This is a genomic window from Janthinobacterium sp., from assembly GCF_031995485.1.
Taxonomy (GTDB): Bacteria; Pseudomonadota; Gammaproteobacteria; order Burkholderiales; family Burkholderiaceae_D; genus Janthinobacterium.
The window spans coordinates 1-25,445 of the sequence record NZ_DAMAGB010000017.1; the positions used below are offsets into that span (position 1 = coordinate 1).

The 25,445-nt window shown below is 64.2% G+C and carries 22 protein-coding genes and 1 pseudogene; 11 read left to right on the forward strand and 12 right to left on the reverse strand.

Features of this window, described 5'->3' with window-relative positions; translation table 11 throughout:
- From RTQ46_RS11825 to RTQ46_RS11835, 3 genes are all read left to right on the forward strand, one after another.
- On the forward strand, positions 1 to 1,202 hold a 1,202-nt coding region (locus tag RTQ46_RS11825; protein ID WP_312436768.1), incomplete at its 5' end, for an efflux RND transporter permease subunit.
- 14 nt (positions 1,203 to 1,216) lie between these two features.
- A complete protein-coding gene (locus RTQ46_RS11830) occupies positions 1,217 to 2,695 on the forward strand; it encodes an efflux transporter outer membrane subunit (protein WP_409518322.1) in 1,479 nt (492 codons plus the stop codon).
- A 253-nt stretch (positions 2,696 to 2,948) separates the two neighbouring features.
- The gene (locus RTQ46_RS11835) at positions 2,949 to 3,503 is read left to right on the forward strand and encodes a fasciclin domain-containing protein (RefSeq protein ID WP_409518320.1); all 555 of its coding nucleotides are present in this window, start codon (positions 2,949 to 2,951) and stop codon (positions 3,501 to 3,503) included.
- Positions 3,504 to 3,649: 146 nt separating this feature from the next.
- Here RTQ46_RS11835 and RTQ46_RS11840 read toward each other — a convergent pair whose 3' ends face one another.
- The 6 genes from RTQ46_RS11840 to RTQ46_RS11865 all read right to left on the reverse strand — a co-directional run bounded on the left by RTQ46_RS11840 (position 3,650) and on the right by RTQ46_RS11865 (position 9,424).
- On the reverse strand, positions 3,650 to 4,648 hold the full coding sequence (locus RTQ46_RS11840) for a serine hydrolase (protein ID WP_312436769.1): 999 nt from the start codon (positions 4,646 to 4,648) through the stop codon (positions 3,650 to 3,652).
- A 105-nt stretch (positions 4,649 to 4,753) separates the two neighbouring features.
- Positions 4,754 to 5,080 (reverse strand): hypothetical protein, encoded by a 327-nt coding sequence (locus RTQ46_RS11845; RefSeq protein ID WP_312436771.1) that lies wholly within the window; start codon positions 5,078 to 5,080, stop codon positions 4,754 to 4,756.
- Positions 5,081 to 5,136: 56 nt separating this feature from the next.
- Positions 5,137 to 5,469, reverse strand: coding sequence for a hypothetical protein (locus RTQ46_RS11850; RefSeq protein ID WP_312436773.1), 333 nt, complete (start codon positions 5,467 to 5,469; stop codon positions 5,137 to 5,139).
- Positions 5,470 to 5,573: 104 nt separating this feature from the next.
- A complete protein-coding gene (locus RTQ46_RS11855; protein WP_312436899.1) occupies positions 5,574 to 6,770 on the reverse strand; it encodes a PepSY-associated TM helix domain-containing protein in 1,197 nt (398 codons plus the stop codon).
- Between the two features lie 9 nt (positions 6,771 to 6,779).
- Positions 6,780 to 8,915 (reverse strand): TonB-dependent siderophore receptor, encoded by a 2,136-nt coding sequence (locus RTQ46_RS11860; RefSeq protein WP_312436775.1) that lies wholly within the window; start codon positions 8,913 to 8,915, stop codon positions 6,780 to 6,782.
- A 188-nt stretch (positions 8,916 to 9,103) separates the two neighbouring features.
- Positions 9,104 to 9,424: a hypothetical protein gene (locus RTQ46_RS11865; RefSeq protein ID WP_312436777.1), complete on the reverse strand. Its 321-nt coding sequence runs from the start codon at positions 9,422 to 9,424 to the stop codon at positions 9,104 to 9,106.
- 202 nt (positions 9,425 to 9,626) lie between these two features.
- Between RTQ46_RS11865 and ligD the strand changes: the two genes are divergently transcribed.
- Positions 9,627 to 12,137: a DNA ligase D gene (gene ligD / locus RTQ46_RS11870; protein ID WP_312436778.1), complete on the forward strand. Its 2,511-nt coding sequence runs from the start codon at positions 9,627 to 9,629 to the stop codon at positions 12,135 to 12,137.
- A 106-nt stretch (positions 12,138 to 12,243) separates the two neighbouring features.
- Here the strand turns inward: ligD and RTQ46_RS11875 are convergent, their stop codons facing one another.
- Positions 12,244 to 13,110: a Ku protein gene (locus tag RTQ46_RS11875; RefSeq protein WP_312436780.1), complete on the reverse strand. Its 867-nt coding sequence runs from the start codon at positions 13,108 to 13,110 to the stop codon at positions 12,244 to 12,246.
- 11 nt (positions 13,111 to 13,121) lie between these two features.
- Complete coding sequence (locus tag RTQ46_RS11880) at positions 13,122 to 14,111, reverse strand: SDR family oxidoreductase (protein ID WP_312436782.1); 990 nt, start codon at positions 14,109 to 14,111, stop codon at positions 13,122 to 13,124.
- 126 nt (positions 14,112 to 14,237) lie between these two features.
- Here RTQ46_RS11880 and RTQ46_RS11885 point away from each other — a divergent pair, with 126 nt between their 5' ends.
- The 4 genes from RTQ46_RS11885 to RTQ46_RS11900 all read left to right on the forward strand — a co-directional run bounded on the left by RTQ46_RS11885 (position 14,238) and on the right by RTQ46_RS11900 (position 17,153).
- Positions 14,238 to 14,804: a TetR/AcrR family transcriptional regulator gene (locus RTQ46_RS11885; protein WP_312436783.1), complete on the forward strand. Its 567-nt coding sequence runs from the start codon at positions 14,238 to 14,240 to the stop codon at positions 14,802 to 14,804.
- 72 nt (positions 14,805 to 14,876) lie between these two features.
- The gene (locus RTQ46_RS11890; RefSeq protein WP_312436785.1) at positions 14,877 to 16,517 is read left to right on the forward strand and encodes a sulfate permease; all 1,641 of its coding nucleotides are present in this window, start codon (positions 14,877 to 14,879) and stop codon (positions 16,515 to 16,517) included.
- Positions 16,514 to 16,903 (forward strand): Imm1 family immunity protein, encoded by a 390-nt coding sequence (locus tag RTQ46_RS11895; protein ID WP_312436786.1) that lies wholly within the window; start codon positions 16,514 to 16,516, stop codon positions 16,901 to 16,903. The genes RTQ46_RS11890 and RTQ46_RS11895 overlap by 4 nt, the downstream gene beginning before the upstream one ends.
- Before the next feature lies 1 nt (position 16,904).
- Complete coding sequence (locus RTQ46_RS11900) at positions 16,905 to 17,153, forward strand: hypothetical protein (protein WP_312436788.1); 249 nt, start codon at positions 16,905 to 16,907, stop codon at positions 17,151 to 17,153.
- 29 nt (positions 17,154 to 17,182) lie between these two features.
- Here the strand turns inward: RTQ46_RS11900 and RTQ46_RS11905 are convergent, their stop codons facing one another.
- From RTQ46_RS11905 to RTQ46_RS11920, 4 genes and pseudogenes are all read right to left on the reverse strand, one after another.
- On the reverse strand, positions 17,183 to 17,659 hold the full coding sequence (locus tag RTQ46_RS11905) for a GNAT family N-acetyltransferase (protein WP_312436789.1): 477 nt from the start codon (positions 17,657 to 17,659) through the stop codon (positions 17,183 to 17,185).
- Positions 17,660 to 17,724: 65 nt separating this feature from the next.
- On the reverse strand, positions 17,725 to 17,898 hold the full coding sequence (locus tag RTQ46_RS11910; protein WP_312436791.1) for a T6SS immunity protein Tli4 family protein: 174 nt from the start codon (positions 17,896 to 17,898) through the stop codon (positions 17,725 to 17,727).
- 71 nt (positions 17,899 to 17,969) lie between these two features.
- A pseudogene (locus RTQ46_RS11915) lies at positions 17,970 to 18,368 on the reverse strand (T6SS immunity protein Tli4 family protein); the annotation flags it as partial.
- Positions 18,332 to 18,862 carry a type VI secretion system baseplate subunit TssF gene (locus tag RTQ46_RS11920; RefSeq protein WP_312436792.1) on the reverse strand — a complete coding sequence of 177 codons (531 nt, stop codon included), beginning with the start codon at positions 18,860 to 18,862 and terminating at the stop codon, positions 18,332 to 18,334. The pseudogene RTQ46_RS11915 and the gene RTQ46_RS11920, both read right to left, overlap by 37 nt.
- On the opposite strand from RTQ46_RS11920, the gene tssK reads away from it, so the two are divergent.
- The 3 genes from tssK to RTQ46_RS11935 all read left to right on the forward strand — a co-directional run bounded on the left by tssK (position 18,842) and on the right by RTQ46_RS11935 (position 25,427).
- A complete protein-coding gene (tssK, locus tag RTQ46_RS11925) occupies positions 18,842 to 20,020 on the forward strand; it encodes a type VI secretion system baseplate subunit TssK (RefSeq protein WP_312436900.1) in 1,179 nt (392 codons plus the stop codon). The two genes, RTQ46_RS11920 and tssK, sit on opposite strands and share 21 nt — an antisense overlap.
- Positions 20,021 to 20,184: 164 nt before the next feature.
- Positions 20,185 to 23,244: a response regulator gene (locus RTQ46_RS11930; protein WP_312436793.1), complete on the forward strand. Its 3,060-nt coding sequence runs from the start codon at positions 20,185 to 20,187 to the stop codon at positions 23,242 to 23,244.
- Positions 23,241 to 25,427 (forward strand): ATP-binding protein, encoded by a 2,187-nt coding sequence (locus tag RTQ46_RS11935; protein ID WP_312436794.1) that lies wholly within the window; start codon positions 23,241 to 23,243, stop codon positions 25,425 to 25,427. The genes RTQ46_RS11930 and RTQ46_RS11935 overlap by 4 nt, the downstream gene beginning before the upstream one ends.
- Positions 25,428 to 25,445 lie beyond the last annotated feature (18 nt).

The following is a 25,445-nucleotide window of genomic DNA, read 5'->3' on the forward strand; positions in this document are numbered from 1 at the left end:
ACGCGTTCATCATGGTGTTCCCGCCACCGCCAGTCAACGGCTTGGGTACCATCGGCGGCTTCAAGATGATGATCGAAGACCGCGGCAACCTCGGTTACGACGCGCTGTACAACGCCACCCAGTCGCTGGCCGCCAAGGCTTACCAGACGCCGGAACTGGCAGGCGTGTTCTCGGGCTACCAGATCAACGTGCCGCAGCTGTTCGCCGATGTCGACCGCGTCAAGGCCAAGCAGCTGGGCGTGCCGCTGGCCACCATCTACCAGACCTTGCAGATCAACCTCGGTTCGCTGTACGTGAATGACTTCAACCAGTTTGGCCGTACCTACCAGGTGCGCGTGCAGGCCGATGCCAACTTCCGTTCGCACGCCAGCGACATTGCGCAGCTGAAGGTGCGCAACGACAAGGGCGAAATGATTCCGCTGTCCTCGCTGATGCGCGTGAAAGACAGCTATGGCCCGGACCGCGTGCAGCGCTACAACGCGTATGCCGCAGCCGACTTCAACGGCGGCGCTGCGCCTGGCGTGTCGAGTGGCCAGGCGCAAGCCGCGCTGGAACGCATCGCGAAAGAAGTGCTGCCGCAGGGGATCTCGTACGAGTGGACCGAGCTGACCTACCAGGACATTCTGTCCGGTAACACGATGATCTATGTGTTCCCGCTGTGCGTGCTGCTGGTGTTCCTGGTGCTCGCTGCCCAGTACGAAAGCTGGACCCTGCCGCTGGCCGTGATCCTGATCGTGCCGATGTCGATCCTGTGCGCCTTGCTGGGCGTGAAACTGACCGGTGGCGACAACAACGTGTTTACCCAGATCGCGCTGTTCGTGCTGGTGGGGCTGGCGTCGAAAAATGCGATTCTGATCGTCGAGTTTGCCCGCGAACTGGAAGAGCATGGCCGCACCGTGGTGCAGGCCGCGCTGGAAGCGTGCCGCCTGCGCCTGCGTCCGATCCTGATGACGTCGATCGCGTTCATCATGGGCGTGGTACCCCTCGTGTTCTCGCACGGCGCCGGTTCGGAAATGCGCCATGCGATGGGTGTGGCGGTGTTTGCCGGCATGCTGGGCGTGACCTTCTTCGGCCTGTTCCTGACGCCTTTGTTTTATGTATTGCTGCGCACCCTGGCGCAGCGTTTCGAGAAAAAACCAGCCGTCATTGTCGCCAAGCGTCCCGCTGCGCCAGTGCTGGACCTGGAAGGAGATCTGTCGTGAAAAACACTATGATGATGCGTCATGCAAAACCGTTGTTGAGCGCCATGGCCGCCGCCGTGCTGCTGGCAGCGTGCGCCGCGCCCGACTTCAGGCAGCCGCAGATCGATACGCCGGCCGCCTTCAAGGAGACGCAAGTATCCACCGCCGTGCAGACGGCGCAGGACGGCACGCGCTGGACCCAGGCGCAGGTCAACTACGCCGAGCGCCAGGCGCGCGGCCAGTGGTGGCTGGCGTTCAATGACAGCACGCTGACCGGCCTGATCGACGAAGCCACGCAGGCCAACGCCAACCTGGCCGTGGCCGCTGCCCGCGTCAGGCAGGCCAGGGCGATCGCCGGCATTGCCGAAGCGGACCGCATCCCGCAAGTGGGCGTGAACGTCGGCGGCCAGCGCAGCCGCGCTTCCGCCGCCTCGCTCGGCCTGCCGAACGGCGCGCCGGTATCGGCCACGAATATTTACCAGGCCAACCTGACCGCCAGCTATGAAGTCGACCTGTTCGGCCGCGTGTCGTCGAATGTCAGCGCCTCGCGCAGCGATGCCCTGGCAGTGGAGGCGACGTACCGCTCGGTGCTGCTGTCGCTGCAGGCCGACGTGGCGCAGACCTACTTCCAGCTGCGCGCCACCGACGCCGAACTGGCGACGCTGGCAGAGACGGTGCGCCTGCGCGAAGAAAGCGTGCATGTCAACCAGAGGCGGTATGACCTGGGCGACATCGGCGAATTCGACCTGGCCCGTGCCCGCACCGAACTGTCGACGGCGCGCGCCGAAGCGATCGGCCTGCAGCGCCAGCGCGCCACCGGCGAGCATGCGCTGGCCGTGTTGCTGGGCAAGCCGGCGGCCAGTTTCACGGCGGTGGTCAACCCGCTGCAGGACAGCGCCTTTTTGCCGGCGATCCCCGCCGGCCTGCCATCGACGCTGCTCGAGCGCCGTCCCGATATCGCCTCGGCACAGCGCACCATGGAAGCGTCGAATGCCCGCATCGGCGTGGCAAAGTCGGCGATGTTCCCGTCGCTGGTCCTGAATGCCTCGGGTGGCGGCGCGGCCGATACGGTGTCCGACATCTTCAAGTGGAGCAGCCGCTCGTGGCTCCTGGGCGCCCTGATGTCGATGCCGATCATCGACGGCGGCCGCAACAAGTCGCTGGTGACGCGCAGCGAAGCGCAGCTGGAAGAATCGGTGGCCAGCTATCGCCAGAGCGTGCTGGTGGCGTTTGCCGAAGTCGAGGACAACCTGGCCGGCCTGCGCATCCTGTCGGGCCAGACGCAGCAGATCGACGAAGCGGTCGTTTCCGCGCGCCGTTCGGCCGACCTGGCGCAAAAGCTGTATGACGCGGGCCGTTCCAGCTACCTGGACCTGCTCGACGCGCAGCGCAACCTGTCGGCCATCGAACGCAGCGCGGTGCAGCTGCGCGGCAACCGCGCCGTCACCACCGTGGCGCTGATCCGCGCCCTGGGCGGCGGCTGGGGCGAGCCGGAGCAGGTGGCGGCCAACTGATGTTCAACTGATCCCGGCACTGCGGGCTGGCACAGGCCGGCCCGCAGCAAGGGATAGTCATTACCAAACGGCGCATTGCGCCGTTTTTCTTTTATCACATCAGACCGTAGGTCGGATTAGCGGCGGAACGCCGCGTAATCCGACATCACCACCAACGCGGATTTTTTGTTCGCTATAAGTTGAATCCAATCGCGCAATGGCTGCGTAAAACTTTCTGCAATCATGCACACGCAGTCCAAACCAGGAGATCACCATGCGCACCTTCGTTCCCGCAGTCTTGTTTGCCACCTCCATGCTGGCCACCGGCGCCAGCTTCGCCGCCGACATGAACACCATGGTGGGCGGCCAGAGCATGCTGCCATCCAAAGACATCGTCGACAACGCCGTCAACTCGGCCGACCACACCACGCTGGTCGCCGCCGTCAAGGCGGCCGGCCTGGTCGATACCTTGAAAGGCAAGGGGCCGTTCACGGTCTTCGCGCCAACCAATGCGGCCTTCTCCAAGCTGCCTGCCGGCACCGTCGACACGCTGGTCAAGCCGGAGAGCAAGGACACGCTGACCAAGATCCTCACCTACCACGTGGTCCCCGGCAAATACGACTTCAAGGCGCTGGCCAGGGAGATCAAAATGCACAACGGTAAAGCCACCCTGCCAACAGCCAGCGGCGGCAAGCTGATGTTCGCCATGAACGGCATGCACAATATCGTGGTGATGGACGAGAAGGGCGCCACCGCCAATATCAGCACCTATGATGTCTACCAGTCGAATGGCGTGATCAATGTGATCGATAGCGTGCTGATGCCGTAAGCCGGTACCGCTGTCGAAGCCAACAATGTTGTCGGGTTACGCGCGAAGCGCTAACCCGACCTGCGGCCTCGATGCCAGCGTAGGTCGGATTAGCGGCAAAGCCGCGTAATCCGACACCACCACCGCCCACAACCACATCGCCGCTGTCACTCCGCCGCCAGCAGTGCCTTGAGAATGTCCTCCGAGCGCCGCTGACCATATGGCTTGCCGTAAGCGCTTGAGGCCACCGCCACCACCATCCTGCGCGCCGCAATGACATAGATCTTGTTGCCGCCATTACCCGAGGCAAAAGACACGCCGATCTTTTTGCCGGCGACGTCATACGTTTTCCCGTACCAGAAATAGCCATACTGATCGGCATAACGGTCCACGTCGCCGATCGCCACGCGCGGCGCCAGCGCGGCAGTGATCCAGTCGGCAGCAATTACGCGCTGGTCGCGCACCATTCCTTTGTCCAGCACCAGTTGCCCGATCTTCGCCATGTCGCGCGGCGTCAGCGACAGGTTGCCCTGTCCCTTGGCGCGTCCGTCCACGTCGCGGCCCCAGTGCCAGCGCGTGATGTCCAGCGGCGCAAACAAGGCCATGGAAGCGTAGGCATCAAGATCGCGTCCGCTGGCGCTTTCCACGACTCGCCCGGCGATATACGAGCCCAGCGAGTTGTAGCGGTAGACCGTGCCGGGCGCTGTTGCCGCAGGTACGCCGCGCACGAACGCAGCCGGATCGGCCGCTTCATCAAGCTTGTCTTCATTGCCGGGCGATGCGGCATCTTCATCAAAGGCTGCCAGGCCCGAACGCATGGTCAGCAGGTCGTCAAGCACCACCTTGCCCGCTGCGCTGCCGGCTGCGTCTGGCCAGTACTGTCCTACTGTGCCGGTAACCTTCAGCTTGCCCTGCGCCACGGCCGCGCCCACCAGCAGCGCGGTGACGCTCTTGCCGGCCGAGCGCATATCGTGCAGGCCATCGTGCGCCTGTCCGTTGTAATAGCGTTCGGCCACCAGCGCGCCATCGCGCAGTATGACCACGGCGCGCAGGTCGCCGTGGCCATCGCTGTCGAGTTTTTGAAGTACCTGCTCCAGGGACGCGGCGAGAGCGCAGGGAGCATAAAGGGAAACGAGCAAGAGAAACGGCTGGGACAGACGGCGCATGGCGGACTTTCAAAGCGATGGACAGGATTGCAGTGTCGCTTATTTACGCCGCCGTAACGAAAAAAAGACAGCCGAAGCTGTCTTTTGGTTTGGTGCATGGGCTGATTATTTTGCGGCCACTGGTTCAGCCGGTGCGGCTTCCACGGCTTTTTCGTTCGCTTTTGCCTTGGCTTTGCTGGCCTTGTGATGGGCCTTGGCTTTCTTGACCTTGGCGTCGGCTTTGGCGCCGGCGACATCGGCCTTGGCATCGGCGACGACGGCGGCTTCCTTGGCGTCGGCTTTCACGACAGCCTTGGTTTCCTTCGCATCGGCTTTCGCCACTTCCTTGGTGTGGGTGGCTTCGGCTTTGGCGGCAGCCGGCGCGGCTGGGGTCTGGGCGAAAGCGGCGGTGGCGAAAACGGTGGCGATCAGGGCGGCGATAGTGTTTTTCATGTCAGTTCCTCGGTAAGTGGTATGCGGTAAAAGCGATGGTTTTTGTACGTGCGTGATTACTTGGCTGGTGCCGCTTCGGCGCTGGCCGAGGCCAGTTTTTCATCGGCCTTGGCCTTGGCTTTCTTGGCTTTGTGATGCGCCTTGGCCTTGGTGGTGGCGGCATCTGCCTTGGCTTCTGCCACGTCGGTTTTCGCGCCCATTTCGGCCTTGGTTTCTTTCGTGTCGGCTTTCACGACAGCGGCGGTTTCCTTGGCATCGGCCTTGGCGACGGCTTTGGTGTGGGCCGCTTCGGCTTTCGCTGGTGCTGAGGCCGCAGGAGCAGCAGGAGTCTGGGCAAAAGCTGCGGTAGCGAACAGGCCGGCGATCAGGGTAGCAATTACTTTTTTCATGGTGCAGTCCTCGGTGGTGGTTGTCTTTGGTGCCGGGATGATTCCCGTGTCACTGAGGAGAAAACGCGCCCCGAGGCCTGCCCGTTGACGAGCATTACAATCACTTACAACTGGATCGCCTTTACCACGCGCGCGCGCCGCTTGCGCAGCCAGATAATCAGGCCCGTTGCGCTCAGCATCGCTACCAGCAAGCCCATCACGGAGATCATGATGCGTCCCGGCAGGCCCAGGATGCGGCCCGAATGCAGCGGAAACTGCGCCTGCAAAAAGATGTCGCCGGCGCTGCCGGTGCCGGGAATCACGCCGCCGGCCGCACTGCCGTCGCGGCCATCGAAATACAGCCAGGCGTTGCCCAGGCCGCCGTCGCCATGGTCGTTGTCCGCTTCGAAAAAACCCACGCCATACAGGCCGTAGCTGGACGAGTAGAACACGCCGCCGGCCGGCAGCGTCCAGCCCCGTTTTGCCGCTTCGGCCTTTGCCAGCACGACCGCCTGTTCGCGCGTGAGCAATGGCTGCACCGGCTTTTCCGGCGGCTGCGGGGTGCGGCTGTCAAAGGCGTTCGGACTCAAGGTGGAGAACTTGGCCACCAGCGGCCGCATCACCTGCGTCTGCAGATTCATCGAAACCGATGTCACGGCCAGGATCAGCAGCAGCAGCCAGACCCACACGCCGCCCGAGCGGTGCAGGTCGAAATTGAGCTTGTGGCCTTTCTCTTTCCAGCGGAAGGCCAGCGACTTGCGCCAGCTGCGCAGGTTCGGAAACGACAGATACAGCGCGATAAAGCAGTCGACAAACCACACGATGCCGATAATGCCCATCAGCCAGACACCGAACTCGATGCCCCAGCCGTCGGGGATATGCATGGTGTAGTGGAGCTTGTACAGGAACGGCAGCAGGTTTTCGCGCGCCAGCGAGACTTCGCCCCACTGGCGCGTGCCTTGCAGCTTGCCGCTGACGGGATCGACGGCCACCTGGTTGTAGCCCAGTTCATATGGCTTGCCGATGGCGGGATCGATCTTGCCTTCGACCGACATCAGCGCCGTGTGGCCCGGCTCCAGCGCGGTCAGCGTGTAGTTGACGCGCACGCGCGGGTCGCGCGCCTCGACCTGCGCGGCCAGCTCCAGGCCGGACCTGGCCGCGCCCGTGTCAGGCGCGCTGGCGGCATGGAACAGCTGCGGATTGAGCCAGGCGTCAAGCTCGTGGTCCCACGAGATCACGGCACCCGTCAGGCCGGAGATGAACAGGAACAGCGCCACCGCCAGGCCGAACCAGCGGTGCAGCAGTACCAGCGGTGGACGCAGCCGCATCGCTTAGTACTTCCAGCTCAGGGTCGCGCTGCCGTTGCGGCCGGCCGCATACAGCGACTGGTCCCAGTACAGGCTGGTCAGGTGCTTCTTGTCCGTCACATTGTTCAGGTTCAGCGACAGGCTGACGTTTTTCGTCAGGTCGTAGCTGGCCATCAGGCCCAGTTGCGCATACGCGCCCTGGCGCAGGGTGACCGCATCGCTGACCGTCAGGTGGATCTCGTCCTGCCAGGTCAGGTTGGCACCCACCTTCAGTTTCGGCACGGCCGGCACCAGATAGGTGGTCGACACATGGAACTGCTTGCGCGGAATGAAGGTGCGCGCGTCATTGCCGTCATTGCCCTTGATGCGCAGTTGCGCGTAGCCGGCGCTGGCCTGCCAGCCGCGCGCCAGCTCGCCCGACGCTTCCAGTTCATAGCCTTTCGACTCCGAATCGACGCCCTGGTAGATGGTCTTGAAGTCGGCCGTGGTGCCGGCCGCTTCGGCCACGTTCTGCTGGCGGATCTTGAAGACGGCGCCGGACAGGTTCAGGCGCCCGTCGAACAGCTCGCCCTTGACGCCCAGTTCCATGCTCTTGCCGGTGGCCGCATCCAGCGTCTGGCGGTTGGCGTCGGTTTCGCTTTGCGGATTGAAGATCTCTGCGTAGCTGCCGTAGGCCGATACGTAGCGGTTGATGTCGTACACCAGGCCGACATACGGCGTGGTGTCGCTTTGCGACTTCGACTTGGCCACGCCATACGACTCGCCCGTGCCATCGACCTTGGCGGCATTGACGCCGGCTAGCAGCTTGGTGTTGTCGGCTAGGTTGAAGCGGGCCGCAACGAACGCGTTCTTGCGCTTGTCGCTGTAGGCGCTGCCGTCGGTCGAGGCGTCGAACGTCGGCAGCGGGTAGGAGCCGTCAAACGCGGTGCCGTTCGGCAGCGCGGTGCCGATGCCCTGGCCGTAGTAGGACACGTCGTGCAGTTTCGATTCGGACCAGCTGGCGCCGAACGTCAGGTCGTGCTGGCGCCCGCCCAGCGTGAACTTGCCCTTGGCCGAGATGTCGGCCAGGCTTTGCTCATTGGACGAATTGTATTTCGACGGGTAGCTGAACAGGCCGTCGCCGGTGGCGCGGTCGGGCGAGCCATAGACATAGAACAGCTGCGAGTTGGAGTTGGCCTTGGTGTAGGTCAGTGTCGATTTGACGCTCCAGTCGGCGTTGAAACGGTGTTCCAGTTCGGCGAAGGTGCTGTTGGTCTCCGTGTTCCAGCGCGACCAGTCGGCCGAGGTGGAAGTCGAGATCGGATAGCTGGTCTGCGTGCCGTCGCTGTAGTACATCGGCAGCGCGCCCCACATGCCGCCCTTGGCGCGGGTCTTCTGGTAGGTATGGCCGGCGGTGAGCGTAGTGTCATTGGTCAGTTTGGCTTCCACCACCGCATAGGCGATATCCTTCGATGGCGAATAGCGGTCGAGGTAGGAGTCGCCCTCCTGGTGCGCCGCCACGAAGCGCGCCGAGACCTTGCCATCGGCGGACAGCGGCGTCGACACGTCCGCGTCCAGGCGGCGGTTGCTCCACGAGCCGAGCGTCAGCGCGGCCGACGCGGCCAGGCCTTCGGTGGGGCGCTTGCGCACGAAGTTGATGGTGGCCGACGGGTTGCCGGTCGACGAGATCAGGCCGTTGGCGCCGCGCACCACGTCGACGCGGTCGTAGATCGCCGTATCGAGGTCGCCCATCACGTTGCCGAAGATGAATGGGATGCCCACGCCGTCGTACTGGAAATTGGTGATGTCATAGCCGCGCGCCGTGTAATAGGTGCGGTCGGTTTCCACCGCTTCGACCGTCACGCCGGTGGTCTGCGCCAGTACCTTGTTCACATTGTCGAGCCGGAAGTCGTCCATCTGCGCGCGCGTGACCACCGACACTGACTGCGGCGTTTCGCGCAGCGACAGATCGAGCTTGCTGGCCGAGGCGCTCTTGCGCGTGGTGTAGGCGTCTTCATGGGCGCCGGTGACGGTGATGACGGGCAGGGTGCTGTCTTCGTCAGGCGCGTCGGCGGCATGCGCCAGGCCGGCGCCCAGCATCAGCGAAATGGCCAGGGCCAGGGGGCGTAACTGCAGCGCGGAACGGTGGGATGGAATGGTTGGTGCGGATGAGGCGGACATTGAAACGGCTCCTGAAACTGAATGAGAATGATAATGGTTCTCACTATAAAGGAGCAGCACCTGATATGGCAATGACATCAGTAGTATGAAATCCACATTTTTTGCCGGATTTACCTTCTTTTACGTACGAGCTTGCCAATGCGAAAAGACAGCCGCAGCTGCCTTTCCGTCCCTGCAAAAAATCGTGATTACTTCGCTGGCGCTTCAGCCACGGCGGAGGCCTTGGCTTCGTCAGCCTTGGCCTTGGTTTTCTTGGCCTTGTGATGGGCTTTGGCCTTGGCGACATCGGCGTCGGCCTTGGCGCTGGCGACATCGGCTTTCGCATCGGCAGCAGCAGCGGCTTCCTTGGCATCGGCTTTGGCAACGGCCTTGGTTTCTTTCGCTTCCGCTTTCACCACTTCCTTGGTGTGCTTGGCTTCGGCCTTGGCTGGCGCAGGGGCGGCCGGGGTTTGAGCAAAAGCAGCGGTAGCGAACAAGCCGGCGATCAGAGTAGCGATTACTTTAGTCATGGTGCAGTTCCTCGAGAAGTGGGTGATGTGCAGAAGATGTTTCCCCTGTCACTGAGGCAAAAACGCGCCGTACGGCAACTTGGTTGACCGCCATACAAACTGTTACATATGCAGAAAAAGCTTGTCGGTTTGTTAGCTGGCGTACTGCGCGGCTTCGGCTGGCGGCCCACACTGGCGTTCACGATCACAGCATGGGCCCGCCATGAAAGACGCTCTGAAGACCTATCAAGCCAAGCGCAATTTCACCATCACGCCCGAGCCTGCCGGCGGCGACGAAGCCGAAGGCGAGCAGCTGACCTTCGTCATCCAGAAACACTGGGCCAGCCGCCTGCATTACGATTTCCGGCTGGAACTCGACGGCACCATGAAAAGCTGGGCCGTGCCGAAAGGCCCCAGCTACGACAGCAAGGACAAGCGCATGGCGGTGCAGGTCGAGGATCACCCGATCTCGTATTCGAGCTTCGAGGGCACCATCCCGGAAAAGCAATACGGCGCCGGCAAGGTGATTATCTGGGACAAGGGCACCTGGGAGCCGCAGCCGGCCACGCCGGACGCGCGCAAGGCGCTGGCAGCCGGCAACCTGAAATTTACTTTGCACGGCCATAAAATGCACGGCAACTGGGTGCTGGTGCGCATGAAAGGCAAGGGCGAAAAACAGCCTGCCTGGCTGCTGATCAAGGAAAAGGACGAGTACACGCGCCCGGCGCTCGAATACTCGGTGGTCGACGAATTGCCCGACAGCGTCAAGAACAAGGCCATGCCGAAGCGCAAGGCGGCTGCGAAGAAGGTGCAGGCAGAGGCGCCCGAATCCGCCTTGCCAGACTCCCTGGCGCCGCAGCTGGCCACGCTGGTCGAGGACCCGCCCGGCGACCCGAAAAACTGGATCTTCGAATTGAAATTCGACGGCTACCGCATCCTGGCGCGCAGCACTGGCAAGCAGATCGCCCTGATTACCCGCAACGGCAACGACTGGACCCGCAAGCTGCCCAAGCTGCACCAGGCGCTGGAAAAAATGCAGCTGCCGCCAGGCTGGTATGACGGCGAAATCGTCGTCAATGGCGCCGATGGCCAGCCCGACTTCGGCGCGCTGCAGCTGGCGTTCGACAAGGAAGCCACCAGCGAGATCGTGTATTACCTGTTCGACGTGCCGTATTTCGACGGCCACGACCTGCGCGGCCAGCCGGTGGAAGCGCGCCGCGCGCTGCTGCAGCAGTTGCTGGAAAAGTTGCCTGACTCTCCGCTGGTGCGTTTTTCCGCCGAGCTGGACGCTGCGCCAAAGCAATTGCTGGCCACTGCCTGCAAGCTGGGCCTGGAAGGCGTGATCGGCAAGCGGCGCGGCTCGGCGTATACGGCGCGCCGCAGCCAGGAGTGGATCAAGCTCAAGTGCGGTCACCGCCAGGAGTTCGTGATCGGCGGCTATACCGACCCGCAGGGCGCGCGCAGCGGCATCGGCTCGCTGCTGCTGGGCACGTACGATGAAGACGGCAAGCTGCGCTATGCGGGCAATGTGGGCAGCGGCTTCGACCAGGACATCTTGCTCGACCTGCGCCGCCAGCTCGACGCGCTGGCGGTCGAGACCAGTCCGTTTGCGAGCAAGGCCGGCGGCGTAAGGCGGCCGCACTGGGTCAAGCCCAAGCTGGTGGCGGAAGTGAGCTTTGCGCAATGGACCAGCGGCGGCTCGATCCGCCATGCCGTCTTCCATGCCCTGCGCAGCGACAAGCCGGCCAGCGCCATCGTGCGCGAGCGGGCGCAGGCGGTGACAGCCAAAAAGGAGAAAACGATGCCAGCAACACAGTCATCGGCAGCGGACAGCATTCTGCCGGCCGGCCTGAAAATCACCAATGCCGACCGCGTGATCGACAAGGACAGCGGCGCCACCAAGATCGACGTGGTGCGCTACTACGCGCTGGTTGGCCAGCTGATGCTGACGCATTTGCGCGGCCGGCCCGTGTCGCTGGTGCGCGCGCCGGCCGGCGTCGGTGGCGAGCTGTTTTTCCAGAAACATGCCGAGGTGTCGAAGATGCCTGGCGTCAAGCAGCTCGATGCCAGGCTCGACCCCGACCATCCGCCGATGCTGGCAGTGGCCAGCGCGCAAGGCCTGCTGTCGGCCGCGCAGTGGAACGTGGTCGAGTTCCATACGCAGAATGCGCTGGCCAGCAACTATGAACTACCCAATCGCATGGTGTTCGACCTCGATCCCGGCAAGGGCGTGGGCTGGCCCGCGATCCGGGAGTCGGCCGTGCTGCTGCGCGCGTTCCTGACGGAGCTGGGCCTGCCGGCGTTCCTGAAAACCAGCGGCGGCAAGGGCCTGCACGTGGTGGTGCCGATCCGGCCCAAACACGACTGGGATACCGTCAAGGCGTTTTCGCAGGCCATCGTCGCGCACATGGCCGAGCTGATCCCGAAACGCTTCGTGGTGAAAAGCGGACCGGCCAACCGGGTCGGCAAGATCTTTATCGACTACCTGCGCAATGGGCGCGGCGCCACCACCGTTGCCGCCTGGTCGGTGCGCACGCGGCCCGGTCTCGGCATCTCCGTGCCGCTGGCGTGGGAGGAACTCGACAAGCTGAAGGCGGCCGACCAGTGGAACGTCGCCAATGTGCACAGCCGGCTTGATGTGGGCAATACGCCGTGGGAGGGCTATGCGCGCAGTGCGAAGGGGATCGATGCGGCCATGAAGAAGCTGGGGTTTCGGATCAGCAGGTCGGATTAGCGCTTCGCGCGTAATCCGACAACATTGTTGGCAACGTCCCGTGTGTTGTCGGGTTACGCGCTTGCACGCTAACCCGACCTACGCCCGACCTACGCCCCAGTTGCGATCAGGCCGCCTTGCGTTTTGCGGCCGGTTTGCGAGCCGCTGCCTTTGCTGGCGCTTTCCTGGCCGGCGCCTTCTTGCCCAGACTCTGCTGCAGCAGCGCCACCAGGTCGATCACGTTATCCGGCTTTTCCTGTTCCTCGCTCTCGGGTTCGGGCGCGGTAATGGTCTTGGTCTGCTTGGCCTTGATCTTTTTCTTGACCAGCGCCAACACGTCGTTGCGGTAGGTATCCTTGTACTGCTCGGGCTTCCATTCCTCGCTCATGCCTTCGACCAGCGACATGGCCATTTTCAGTTCCTTGTCGCTGATGCCGGCCGCCTTCAGCGTGCTGCCGGGCAGTTCGAGGTCGTCCATCTCGCGGATCTCGTCGGCAAAGCGCAAGGTATTGAGCACGATGGCGTCGCCGATGCAGACCAGCGCGCACAGGTGCTGGCGCGTGCGTATCACCACATTGGCGATGCCGATCTTGTCCGTCTTGCGCAAGGTTTCGCGCAGCAGCGCATAGACCTTGTCGCCGCCCTTGCCGGGAATCAGGTAATACGGATGTTCGTAGAACGTCAGCGGCACGTCGCCGGCGTCGACAAAGGCCTGGATATCGATGGTCTGCGTGGCTTTCACGTTGGCGCGTTTCAGGTCCTCGTCGGACAGCACCACATATTCGTCAGGCTTGTATTCGTAGCCCTTGATGATGTCGTCCCACACAACCTCCTTGCCGGTCTGCTTGTTGTAGCGCTTGAAGCCGATCGGCGCAAAATCGCGCCGGTCCAGCATCGACAGGTCCAGCTCGTGATCCTTGCTGCCCGAAATCAGTTCGACGGGGATGTGCACGAGGCCGAAGCTGATCGCGCCTTTCCATAAGGCTCTTGGCATAAGTTGCTTTCCTATTCGCCGACGCTGCCGGTCACGGGCAGCACGATGCCGGTGATGTAGCTGGAGCAGGCAGGGGAAGCCAGGAACACATAGGCCGGCGACAGTTCCTCGGGCTGGGCAGGACGGCGCATGTCGGTGTCGGCGCCGAACTTGGCGATGTCCTCGGCGGACTTGTCGGCCGGATTCAGCGGCGTCCAGACCGGGCCGGGCGCAATCGCATTGACGCGGATGCCCTTTTCCAGCAGGTTGCCGGCCAGCGCCATGGTAAATGCGTGGATCGCGCCCTTGGTGGTGGAATAGTCGAGCAGGTTTTTCGAGCCCTTCAGGCCAGTCACGGAGCCCGTGTTGATAATGGATGCGCCTTTTTTCAGGTGCGGCAGCACCGCCTTGGCCATATGGAAGTAGCCATACACATTGGTCTTCATGGTCAGGTCAAAACGTTCTTCGGTCAGGTCCAGCAGGGACTCCGCATGTTCCTGGAACGCTGCGTTATTGACCAGCACATCGATATGGTTGAACTTGGCCATCACCTGGCTCACGGCTTCCTCGCAGAAACGCTGTTCGCGCACGTCGCCCGGGATCAACAGGCAGCTCTGCCCTTCGGCTTCCACATAGCGCATGGTTTCGTTGGCGTCTTCGTGCTCGTTGAGGTAGATGATGGCCACGTCGGCGCCTTCGCGCGCATACAGCACGGCCACGGCGCGGCCAATGCCCGAGTCGCCGCCGGTGATCACGGCCACCATGCCGGCCAGCTTGCCGCTGCCGCAGTAGTCGGGCGCCAGGAAACGCGGTTTGAGCTGCATCTGCGCTTCGATGCCCGGTTTGTCCAGGTGCTGCGAGGGCAGCGGCGTGCCGGGCTGCGTACGCTGGCCCGTCTGCACGGCTTCCTTGTTCTCCGGCGCGTCGGGCTTGGCGGCGTCGCGCGCATCCTGCTCCTGCTGTATGCTGCGCTGCAAGTTGCCGGCCGATTGGTTCAGGTTCTGTTTCTGATGATCGCTCATGCTGGCCTCCATAATAAGTGGCATCCAGTATCGAGCCGGTAGCCACGCGATACGGTGCGCTTCTTAACAGAGTGGAAAAATCCGCCGCAAAGATATATGATGGATGTCATTATTGTGGGAGGCAGCATGAAGGTGAGCAGAGAACAGGCGGCGCTGAACCGCGAGCGCATCGTCGAGGTGGCGGCCAAGTTGTTTCGCGAAAAGGGCTATGACGGCATCGGCGTGGCCGACCTGATGAAGAACGCGGGACTGACGCATGGCGGCTTCTACGGTCATTTTGCTTCCAAGGAAGATCTGATGATCGAGGCGAGCGAACTGGCGTTGAAGAAATCGCTGGAAGGGTGGCGCGGCAAGGTCGAGCAGCATGGCGCGGCAGCGTTGCCGGCCATCATCGAGAACTACCTGAGCCCGCGCCATTGCGATAACCCCGGCAACGGCTGCCCGGCTGCCGCCATGGGCACCGACGTGGCGCGCATGTCGCCCGGCGCCCAGTCCGCCTTTACGCAGGCGTCGCGCCAGCAGTTCGACCTGCTGGCCGGACTGATGTCCGAGGGTACCCCGGCGCAGCGGCGCCAGCAGGCAATCAGCACCTTTGCGTCCATGGTGGGCGCCATCGTGCTGGCCCGTTCGGTCGATGACGAGGCGCTCTCGGCCGAAATCCTGGCAGCCGTCAAGGCGCAGCTGCTTGGCTGATTGAGGGCTTTCCCCTGTCGGCCGGGCTCGCCGCATGATAGGCTTCGGTTTTCAGATTTTTGGGATCGCATCATGCTGCTCTGGCTCAGGCAATACCGGCGTCCTCTGTTGGCCGGGGACATTACTGCCGGTATCGTGGTGGCCATGATGATGGTGCCGCAAGGCATGGCCTACGCGCTGGTGGCCGGCCTGCCGCCCGTGGTCGGCATCTACGCCAGCATCCTGCCGCCCGTGCTGTATGCCTTGTTTGGCAGCAGCATGACCCAATCGGTGGGGCCGATGGCGATAGTCTCGCTGATGACGGCCGCCGCGCTGGCGCCGCTGGCCGATCCCGGCTCCACCCTGTATATCGTGCTGGCCGCGCAACTGGCCTTTATCAGCGGCATCGTGCTGCTGCTGTGCGGCGTGCTGCGCCTGGGTTTCATGGCCAATTTCTTGTCGCGTCCGGTGATCAGCGGTTTCAGCAATGGCGCCTCCATCCTTATCATGTGGGGCCAGGTCACGCCGCTGATGGGCGCCACCTGGCCGCATTGGCACGGCCCCAGCCTGGCGCTGGGCCTGGCCAGCCTGGGTTGCCTGTGGCTGGCCAAGCGCTATCTGTCGGGCCTGCTGCAGCGCTGCGGCCTGGGCAAGACCGCCGCCGACGTGGGCGCACGCCTGGCGCCGATGCTGCTGGTGCTGACCGGCATCGTGCTGGTCACCTATGGCGGCCTGGACCGCATGGGGGTGCAGGTCACGGGCCACGTGCCGAGCGGCTTGCCGAGGCTTAACCTGGCCACCTCCGGCGCCCACTGGCGCACCTTGCTGTCGCCGGCGCTGCTGATCGCCTTCATCATCTTCCTGATGAGCATGTCCGCCGCGCAGACGCTGGCGCAAAAGCGCGGCGAAAAGCTGCACACCAACCGCGAGCTGCTGGGCCTGGGTGCGGCCAACCTGGCCAGCGCGTTTTCCGGCGGCTTTCCCGTTACCGGCTCCATCTCGCGCTCGGCCGTCAATTTCCAGGCCGGCGCCAACACCCCGCTGGCCAGCATCATCACGGCCGGCCTGCTGGCGCTGGCGCTGGTGGCGCCCACCGGCTGGCTGGCGCTGCTGCCACTGCCGGTGCTGGCGGCCACCATCATCTTTGCCGTGGCCAACCTGATCGACTGGGATACGCTGCGCATGGCCTGGCGCTACGACCGCAGCGATGCGCTGGCGCTGCTGGCCACCACGGCCGGCGTGCTGGTGCTGGGCGTGGAGGCGGGCGTGGTGATCGGCGTGCTGCTGTCGATGGGTACGCTGATCTGGCGCGCCAGCCGCCCGCATATCGCGGTGCTGGGCCGTATCCCGAATAGCGAGCACTTCCGTAACGTCGAACGCTATGAAGCGCAGACCCTGCCCGCTATCCTGCTGCTGCGCATCGACGCCGGCCTGTTCTTCGGCAATGTCGAAGCGGTGACGGAACGTATTGAAGAAGAACTGCGCGGCCACCCGACAGCGCGCCACTTGGTGCTGGTGCTGTCCGCCGTCAACCAGATCGACAGCACGGCCCTGCTGGGCCTGATCGAGCTGAACAGCGCGCTGGCCAAGCGCGATATCAGCCTGAACCTGGCCGAAGTGAAAGGCCCGGTGATGGACCGGTTGCGCCAGAGCAGCCTGTTGAAGGACCTGAGCGGCAAGCTGTACCTGAGCACGGCGCTGGCCACGGCCGACCTGGGCGGAGGCAAGGCATGATGATGGAATTGAATCTGCACGGCGAACCTTGCGCGGTGGCGTCGCTATCTGACCTGCAGCAGGCGTTGACGCGCGCTCGTTCGTTAGCGCAATGCGAGCTGTGGCTGACCATGGCCGAGCATGCCGAGCAGGGGCCGGCCCTGTGCATGCTGCGCAACGGCGGCAGCGCCTGGCTGATGTACCTGCCAGGACAGGATGATGCGAGCTGTCACTCGCTGGGCGACGAGGAAGAAGAGGGCGACTGCAGCTACTGGCTGGCGAACGGCCAGGTCGATGAATATCCGGCAGCGTGGTGCGTGGAGGTGGAGCACTGCCAGCGTGCTTTTGTCGAGTTTTTCAGCACCGGCGGCGCGCGGCCGGACGCTATCGCGTGGCAGGCGGATTGAGATGGCGCAAACGATCAGCACCAATATCGACAGAGACCTGCTCGCCGCGCTCGATGCCAGGGCAGGCCTGCTCACCTTGCATGCCATCCTGCTGCGCTACAAGGCCAGCGGCGTGACGGCCGAACAAGTGGAAAGCTTGCTGCAGGAACTGCGCGGCGCCACCCACGATGAAGCGCTGGAAGACGCGATACTGGACGCGCTCGACATGGTGACGGGCTGGTGCGCGCCGCAGTTGAGAGTGTGGGGCTGAGCCTGAGCCATTGCGGCAAACCAAGCTGATTAATCAACTTTCAGCATCTTGACCATCGCCATGCACTCCAGCTTGAGTCCGCTGGGATGCGCATAGATATCTTCCCGCAAGGAGACAAAGCCAGCTGCCCGGTAGAACGGCTCGGCATTGAGCGACGCGGATAATGTCAAGCTGCTCATGCCGCGCGCGTGCGCCAGGTCCTCCAGCGCCGCCAGCAGCAGCTTGCCGATACCGAGCCCGCCATGGCCAGGATCGACAAAGACGGCGTCCACTTCCTGCTGGTCGATGTCCAATATGGCATAGCCGGCAATGGCGTCCCCGCGCATGGCAACCATACCGCCTCCGGCGGCAATCTTGCCTGCATAGCTCGCCGGCACGGGCGTGGCGCTCCAGGCAGCGATCTGTTCCGCCGAATAGTGCGTGGCGCAACTGACGCGCACGGCCAGCGTGCGCAGCGCCCACAGCGTGGCGATATCGGAGGAGAGGGCAGGGCGCAGGTGGATCATGATTGAATCCTCGGCAAATAATCATGCTAGCGCAATGGCGCGGGATGCGCCAGCATGCCAGGCCGTTACTGCGCCGGCTTGTCCGGATCGATATAGTAGGAGCCGGGCGGCGCCCCGGGCACCTTGACGCGGAATTTCAGGCCGGAGAGCAGCTTGTCCCACAGGGCGATGGCTTCGTCGTCGGTAATGGATGCGGCCTCGGCTGCGCCGACCATCTTATGGGCGACCTTGGTGTACATCTGACCTCCAGAACAGAGGGATTTGCGATGTCCTTAGGCTTGCCGACCAGGGCCCACTCGAAATCATGCGCGCCATCGGCTCGTCGTATCAGCGCTTCTTCCCTTTTCCAGTGCTGTACCGTGCGCTTGCCTTCGCGTAGCAAGGTACGTTCGGGATAGCTGCTGCCTTGTATATCTTTCGCACCTTGGATGCGATTAAGCAAGGACAATTCCTTGCGCATTTCTGTTTCAAACTCCGCAGGCGAATAGTCGCCGCAGGCATCCTTGTTTGAACTGATGGAAAAAGTCACATCTGGAAAACTTGCTAGGAACAGCCCCGCATTGTCAATTTCCTGACTTTTATATATTTGTTCCGCTAAAAATCCATGTTCCAGGCAGAGGCCGGCATCTGAAGGGACTTCATCAATATGACGGAGGCGAATATTTTTTGCAGTTAAATATTGTTGATGAGAGAGCCGTGGTGCCTGAATGTCATGCTGATCGCGCCAGTGGCACCCGGTGGCAGGCGCACGCCGGGCGGCGTGCCGGGCCGGCTGTCAAACATGGCGGCCTCCAGCGTCACGTCACCCACCGCCATGTCATAGACGCTGGTGAAGCGGCAGCGCACGCCGCGCACCGGCGCCGAATCCATCTGCGTGCCCCGGGCCACGCGGACAACCGTGCCGTCCAGCGCGGGGGCGGGCAGGCGCACGATGGCGCATGACGGAAACGGCCGCAGATAATGCGGCAGCAGGGTCTCGAACAGCGCTTCCGTAAATTGCGGGTAGTTGTCGTCGAGCCTCTTGGCTATGCGTGCCGCCAGCAAGGCCACCGATTCGATCAGATGCGCGACATGCGGATCTTCACACGATTCGCCGGACATCTGCAGCTTGCCGGCGATGCGCGGATAGCGCTCGGCAAATTCGCGGCAATCGCGCCGCAACAGCAGCAGTTCGCGTTCGAAATACGGCAGCAAGGTGTCCATGCCTGTCATGCGCCGCTCGGCGACGCCTTGCCCGGCGCGGTCAACCTGTCGCGCCTGCCGCCCGACGTACACAGTTTCACCTTTTATGCCGCGCTGCCCGCCATCAAGGCGCCTGGCGGCAACCTGGCGCCTGGCGCGCGCTATCTGCAGGCGGATATGGACACGCCGGATCTGTACGGCGAAGCGGTCAGCGTTGCCGTGGCCTGTCTGCACAAACGGGTCTGCCTGCTGTCGCAGCTCGATCCGCTGCGCGACTACCTGGCCATTCCGCTGGTGCGCCTGCGCCGTGGCGGCCGCGGCGGCTTCGAAATCGACGGCTCGTATCTGCCGCCGTGCCTGTCGATCCGGGCCGACCCGGCGCTGCGCAAGATGCTCGATGCGCTGATCGAACGCCTGGGCGCAAAAATCGAGTCGCTGTACAGCCGCCACCGGCAACCGGGCCAGCATGCGGTGGAATTTCACAGCGGCGACATGTCCTCGTTCCGGATGCTCAATACCCTCTGCACGGCGAGCGCCACGCTCGGCCACTGCGCCAGCTACGCAAGGCAGCATCCCGAGCAGTTGTTCCAGGCGCTGACGGCACTGGCCGGCGGCCTGATGACGTTCTCGCGCAAGTTTGCGCTGGCCGACCTGCCGGCCTACTGTCACGACGATCCCGCGCCCGGCTTTGGCAAGCTCGACTACATCATCCGCGACCTGGTCGATACCGTGCTGCTGTCGCGCTACTTTCCGATCGCGCTCGAGACCGATCCGTACAAGAGCATGCACTATCGCGGTACGCTCGACGCGGCGCGGGTCGACATGCAGACGGCGCTGTGCCTGGCGGTCAACGCCGACATGCCGGCGCTGGAACTGGTGGCCGTGGTGCCGCTGCAATTCAAGATTTCCTCGCCCGACCAGATCGACCAGCTGGTGGCGCGCGCCTTGCCGGGCGCGGGAGTGCGGCATATGGCGCAGGTGCCGGCCGAAGTGCCGGTGCGGCCCAATACCTATTATTTTGCGATCGAGAACAAGGGCGCCCTCCACCAGGCCATGATCAGGGCGCAGGCGATTGCAATCTATGTGCCGTCAGGCATCCGGGGGTTGAAACTGGAGCTGTTCGGTATTAGCGCTGCTGAAGCCGCTTGGGGCCTTGTGCGGGAATTGTTGATGAGTTGATACAAATCTGTTTCTTTAAGCAATGGACTTGCCTGCATTCTTGACGTTATCATGTTTTTGCAAGTGCCGCTGGCGGCAGCGCGGCACGGATGATGATGAACGGTATAGGCATGGACATGGGCGTAGCAGGCAATGCGCCGCGTGGGCTGATGCCTGGCGGTGGTATGAAACGGGCGGCGCTGGGGCGTTGCTGCCGCGCATGGCTGCTGGTGTTCGCCGGCGCCATCACTGTCGCCACCGCCGCGCCTGCCGCTCCCGCCGCTTCTCCTCCCGATAACCACGCTGCCTTGCACGGCAAGCGCGTGCTGTTTCTCAGTTCGTATGACTACGGCCGCGCCGGCATCGAATCGTACACGCGCACCTACATGAAGGCGATGATGGAAGGCGGCCTGGCCGGCGAGGACGTGGTGGTGGAGTTCCTGAATCTGAACACGCTGGGCGAGCCGGCGCTGCGCGCCAAGATGCGCGAACTGTTGCTTTTAAGGTACAGCGAGACCTCCGGGCACCAGACCGACCTGATCGTCACCCTGCAGCAGCCGGCGCTCGAGTATCTGCTGTCCGAGCTGGCGCCGCTGGCGCAAGCGACGCCGGTACTGGCGATCAATACCTCCGGCAAGCCGCTGCCGGCCGGCAGTCCGGCCGCCATCTGGCAGCAAAAGGCCAATGTCGATTTCGCCGGCACGCTGTCGCAGGCGATGGCGCTGTTCCCCGAAACGAAGCAGATCGTGATGGCGGTCGGCGTCAGCGAGGCCGACCAGAATCTCAAGCGCAGCATGCAGCAGGCGGCGCAGGCCTGGCAGGGCAGGGTGAGCATGCGCTATCTCGACGGCTTGACGCTGGCGCAGATGCGCCTGGAAGTGGCGCAGCTGCCGCCCGATGCACTGCTGGTGGCCGGCAATGTCAACCGCGATGTGGCAGGCAATCTCGCCACGCCGGTGCAGTTTGCGGCCCAGCTGGCGCGCCTGTCCAGCGTGCCGGCCTTTGGCCTGTACAACGCCAGCGTGGGCCAGGGCGTCCTCGGCGGCTCGATCCTCAATATCGAGAAGGCGGCGCAGCAGGTGGCGCAGTGGTCGCTGGCGCAGCTGGCAGGCAAGGCGCCGGCCGCGCCGGGCGCCTTGCTGCCGGCGTCGCCGCCGGTGCCCATGTATGACTGGCAGCAGATACAGCGCTGGGACGCCGATATCGGCCGCCTGCCGCCGCATGCCTTGTTCCTGAACCGGCCGCCGAATATCTGGCAGCAGCACCGGGTTGCGGTGGTGCTGGTCGGTGGCGTGTTCATGATGATGGCGTGTCTGCTGTCCGCCTTGCTGCTGCAGCAGCGCCGTCTGCGGCAGGCCGAACGCGAGGCACGCGACAGCGAGCAGCGCTTCCGCATCCTGGTCGAGCACGCGCCCGAAGCCATCCTGGTGTACGACCTGGACCTGGACCGCTTTGTCGACGCCAATACCAGCGCGCAGCAGATGCTGGGCATGTCGCGCGAAGCTTTGCTGTGCTGCGGCCCATTTGACCTGTACAGCAGCGAGCAGCCGGATCGCATGCCGCTGGCGCTGATGGTGGAAGAGCACTTGCGGCGCGTAATGCTGGGCGAGCCGATCCTGGTCGAACGCAATGTGCGGCGCTCCGACGGCAGCGTGTTTCCGTGCGAAGTGCGGCTGGTGCGCCTGCCGATGGAAGGGCGGCGCCTGGTGCGCAGCGGCATCGTCGACATCAGTGCGCGCAAGCACAGCGAGCAGGAGCTGCTCGGCTACCGCGATCACCTCGAAGAACTGGTGCAGCAGCGCACGGCCGCATTGTCCGTGGCCGTGACGCAAGCGCAGTCGGCGAACCGCGCCAAGAGCGCGTTTTTGGCCAATATGAGCCACGAGTTGCGCACGCCCTTGAATTCCGTGATCGGCTTTTCGCAGATGATGGTCGATTCGAGCAGCATGTTCGAGGAAGAAAAACATAACCTGGCGATCATCAACCGCGCCGGCCACCACCTGCTGACCCTGATCAACGATATCCTCGAACTGTCGAAGATCGAGGCCGGCCGCATGCAGCTGCAGGCAGGGCCGGTGGATCTGAACGGCCTGCTCGACGAAGTGCTGGAAATGGTGCGCATGCGCGCCAGCGACAAGGGCATCGCGCTGTGCCTGGAGCGCAGCGGGGTGCCGGCGCAGGTGCTGCTCGATGGCGCCAAGCTGCGCCAGGTGCTGCTCAATCTGCTGTCGAACGCCCTGAAATTCATCGAGCGCGGCAGCGTCACGCTGGCGCTCGACTGCCAGTTGCCGGGCGACGGACAGGCGCTGATGGCATTTGCCGTCAGCGATACCGGCAGCGGCATCGCCGAAGCCGATCTCGAACGCATCTTCGAGCCGTTCGTGCAGGCCGACAGCAGTGCCGCGCATGCGGGCACGGGGCTGGGGCTGACGATTTCGCGCGAATTCGTGCACCTGATGCAGGGCGAACTGCGCGTCGAATCGACCCTGGGGCAGGGCTCGACATTCAGTTTTGCGCTGCATGCGCCGCTGGTGCAGGCGCCCGCCGCCGCGGCCTCGCCGCTGGGCCGCGTGTGCCGCCTGCCGCCGTCCCAGCGCGGGCGCGCCGTGCTGGTGGTCGACGATGACGGCAATTGCCGCAAGCTGCTGGCCGGCTTGCTAACGCCGCTCGGCTTCGAGCTGCAGGAAGCGTCGGGCGGCGAACAGGCGCAGGCGATGCTGACGGCGCAGCGTTTTGACCTGGTGCTGAGCGACTGGCGCATGCCGCAGATGGACGGGCTGGCGCTCACGCGCTGGCTGCGCGCGCAGGAACAACTGGTGCAGCCACGGCTGGTGATCATGACGGCGTCCGCGTTCGAGGAGGAAAAGCAGGAAGCGCTGGCCGCCGGCGCGGACGATTTCCTGCGCAAGCCGATCGAGCAGGAACACCTGTACACCATGCTCGAGCGGCAGCTGGGCCTGCGCTTTGGGCGCGCCGAGGCCAGCACCGCGCGGGCCGTGGCGCTGGACGGCGGCGAGGCGGCTCCGCTGCTGCACGCCGAACTGGCGCTGCTCGATATGGGTGAACGCACGGCGCTGCTCGAGTCGGTGCGCGCGCTCGACCTGCGGCGCAGCAGCATCGTGCTGGCCAGCCTGGCCACGCGCCTGCCGCAGCTGGCCGCGCGCATCGGCGCCATGCTCGAAAGCCACCAGTACAGGCAGCTGCATCAGCTGCTGGCGCAACCCGAAGAACAAGGGCAGCCATGAGCGGCGAAGCAGGCAAGACCAGCGCGCCGCGCCTGGGCGGGGTCTCCATCGTGCTGGCCGTCAGCGTGGCGCTGACCTTTGTGGTGACTCTGCTGCTGCTGGTGTTTGCCGTGCTGTTCTACCAGTCCGAGCGCGCCCAGCGCTGGCAGCAGCTGCACCGCACCGTGTCGGTCAGCGCCGACCAGCTGGCCGTGGCGGTCGAACTGCCGCTGTGGAACCTCGATGACAAGCAGATGCAGGCCATCATGCGCAGCATCCTCGGCAACCGCGAACTGCATGCGATTGCGCTCACGCCGGCGATCGGCAAGGATCTCATCATCCTGCGCCGCGGCGCCGGCGGTTCCATCGAGAGCCTGGCTGCGGAACCGGAAGATGCATCGCTGCTGGCCGAGCGGCGCATGGTCACGCTGGGCGGGCAGATCATCGGCGCCGTCGCCGTGTTTGCCGAACCGTCGGTGCTGCATGCACAGCTGCGCCAGCGCGCACTGGCCATTGGCGCCATCATCATCGCGCTCGACGTGATCCTGGTGGCCAGCATCTGGCTGCTGATGTGGTGGCTGATGCTGCGCCCATTGAAGGCGATCGGCCAGTATGCGGCAGCCGTGCGCGCGGGCCAGCCGGTGGCGGCCGGCATGCCGCCCAAGACCTGGTTCCTGGGCGAACTGCGCACCTTGTACCGCTCGATCCGCGACATGGTGGCGCTGCTCGACAGCCGCTACCGCGCCCTGCAGCGCAGCGAGGAGCGCGTGCAGATGGCAACCGGCGCGGCCAGCATCGGCATCTGGGACTGGAACGTGGCAAGCGGCGAACTGGAATGGGATGACCAGATGTATGCGCAGTTCAAGGCCGATCCGGCCGACGGCCTGGCGCCGCCGGCGATCTGGCGCGCCGCGCTGCTGGCGCAGGACGTCGCCGTCACCAAGCAGGTGCTGCGCGCCGCGCTGCGCGAGGGGCACGCGTTTACGCACGAATACCGCATCGTGTGGCCCGACGGCACGATCCGCCATATCAAGGTCGACGCGGTGCTGTTCCGCGACAGCGGCGGCAAGCCGATGCGCATGGTCGGCTCGAACTATGACATCACGGCGCACCGCGCGGCCGAACTCGAATTGCTGCGCCACCGCCATCACCTGGAAGAACTGGTGGCCGAGCGCACCGGCGCGCTGTCGGTCGCCGTCAGCCAGGCGCAGGCGGCCAACCGCGCCAAGAGCGTGTTCCTGGCCAACATGAGCCATGAACTGCGCACGCCCTTGAATTCCGTGATCGGTTTTTCGCGCCTGATGGCCGCCTCGCCGCACATGCAGGCCGATGAAAAACGCAACCTGGCCATCATCCACCGTTCCGGCAACCATCTGCTGGCCCTGATTAACGAGATCCTCGAACTGTCGAAGGGCGAAGCGGGCAAGCTGCTGGCGCAAAGCGAGGTGGTGGCGCTGGCGCCGCTGCTGCAGGAAGTGATGGACATGCTGGAAATGCGCGCCGAGCAGCATGGCCTGCAGCTGCGCCTTGACTGCGCCGGCTTGCCGGCGGCGGCGCGGCTCGACGCCACGCGCCTGCGCCAGGTACTGCTGAACCTGATGTCGAACGCGGTCAAGTTCGCCGGCCACGGCACCGTCACGCTGCGCGTGCGCGGCGAGCATCTGGGCGGCGACCAGTGGCGGCTCGATTTTGCCGTCAGCGATATGGGCATCGGCATTGCCATCGAGGATCAGGAACGCATTTTCGAGCCCTTCGTGCAGGCCGACAGCGATGGTCCCAAGGACGGCACGGGCCTGGGCCTGGCGATCTCGCGCGAATTCGTGCGCCTGATGAAAGGCGCGCTGACAGTCGAATCGGCGCCAGGGCAGGGCGCCACCTTCCGCTTTGCGATACCGGCGCAGTGCGCGCAGCTACCGTTGCCGCCGCCAGCGCCGGCTGTGCCGGCAACGCTGGCGGCCTTGCCGCTGCCGGCTGCTGCCGGCACGCTGTCGGCGCACGACCTGGCCGTGCTGGCGCCGGGCGAGCGTACGGCGCTGCTGGCGGCGCTGCGCGAACTGAATCTGACGCGCGTGGCGCTGCTGCTCGGCGCCTTGCCGGCCGGCGCGCAGGCGCTGGTGGCGCCGCTGCAGGCGATGCTGGAACAGCACCAGTACCCGCAGCTGTGCGCGCTCCTGGACGAGGCGGCGCAAGTGGCATCGGCGTGATTGTGGACTGACAACATC

Bases quoted from the DNA above. Each gene is read 5' to 3' on its own strand.
- RTQ46_RS11830 (WP_409518322.1), top strand. From the start codon at position 1,217: ATGCGTCATGCAAAACCGTTGTTGAGCGCCATGGCCGCCGCCGTGCTG.
- RTQ46_RS11835 (WP_409518320.1), top strand. From the start codon at position 2,949: ATGCGCACCTTCGTTCCCGCAGTCTTGTTTGCCACCTCCATGCTGGCC.
- RTQ46_RS11840 (WP_312436769.1), bottom strand. From the start codon at position 4,648: ATGCGCCGTCTGTCCCAGCCGTTTCTCTTGCTCGTTTCCCTTTATGCT.
- RTQ46_RS11845 (WP_312436771.1), bottom strand. From the start codon at position 5,080: ATGAAAAACACTATCGCCGCCCTGATCGCCACCGTTTTCGCCACCGCC.
- RTQ46_RS11850 (WP_312436773.1), bottom strand. From the start codon at position 5,469: ATGAAAAAAGTAATTGCTACCCTGATCGCCGGCCTGTTCGCTACCGCA.
- RTQ46_RS11860 (WP_312436775.1), bottom strand. From the start codon at position 8,915: ATGTCCGCCTCATCCGCACCAACCATTCCATCCCACCGTTCCGCGCTG.
- RTQ46_RS11865 (WP_312436777.1), bottom strand. From the start codon at position 9,424: ATGACTAAAGTAATCGCTACTCTGATCGCCGGCTTGTTCGCTACCGCT.
- ligD (WP_312436778.1), top strand. From the start codon at position 9,627: ATGAAAGACGCTCTGAAGACCTATCAAGCCAAGCGCAATTTCACCATC.
- RTQ46_RS11875 (WP_312436780.1), bottom strand. From the start codon at position 13,110: ATGCCAAGAGCCTTATGGAAAGGCGCGATCAGCTTCGGCCTCGTGCAC.
- RTQ46_RS11880 (WP_312436782.1), bottom strand. From the start codon at position 14,111: ATGAGCGATCATCAGAAACAGAACCTGAACCAATCGGCCGGCAACTTG.
- RTQ46_RS11885 (WP_312436783.1), top strand. From the start codon at position 14,238: ATGAAGGTGAGCAGAGAACAGGCGGCGCTGAACCGCGAGCGCATCGTC.
- RTQ46_RS11890 (WP_312436785.1), top strand. From the start codon at position 14,877: ATGCTGCTCTGGCTCAGGCAATACCGGCGTCCTCTGTTGGCCGGGGAC.
- RTQ46_RS11895 (WP_312436786.1), top strand. From the start codon at position 16,514: ATGATGATGGAATTGAATCTGCACGGCGAACCTTGCGCGGTGGCGTCG.
- RTQ46_RS11900 (WP_312436788.1), top strand. From the start codon at position 16,905: ATGGCGCAAACGATCAGCACCAATATCGACAGAGACCTGCTCGCCGCG.
- RTQ46_RS11905 (WP_312436789.1), bottom strand. From the start codon at position 17,659: ATGATCCACCTGCGCCCTGCCCTCTCCTCCGATATCGCCACGCTGTGG.
- RTQ46_RS11910 (WP_312436791.1), bottom strand. From the start codon at position 17,898: ATGTACACCAAGGTCGCCCATAAGATGGTCGGCGCAGCCGAGGCCGCA.
- RTQ46_RS11920 (WP_312436792.1), bottom strand. From the start codon at position 18,862: ATGGACACCTTGCTGCCGTATTTCGAACGCGAACTGCTGCTGTTGCGG.
- RTQ46_RS11930 (WP_312436793.1), top strand. From the start codon at position 20,185: ATGAAACGGGCGGCGCTGGGGCGTTGCTGCCGCGCATGGCTGCTGGTG.
- RTQ46_RS11935 (WP_312436794.1), top strand. From the start codon at position 23,241: ATGAGCGGCGAAGCAGGCAAGACCAGCGCGCCGCGCCTGGGCGGGGTC.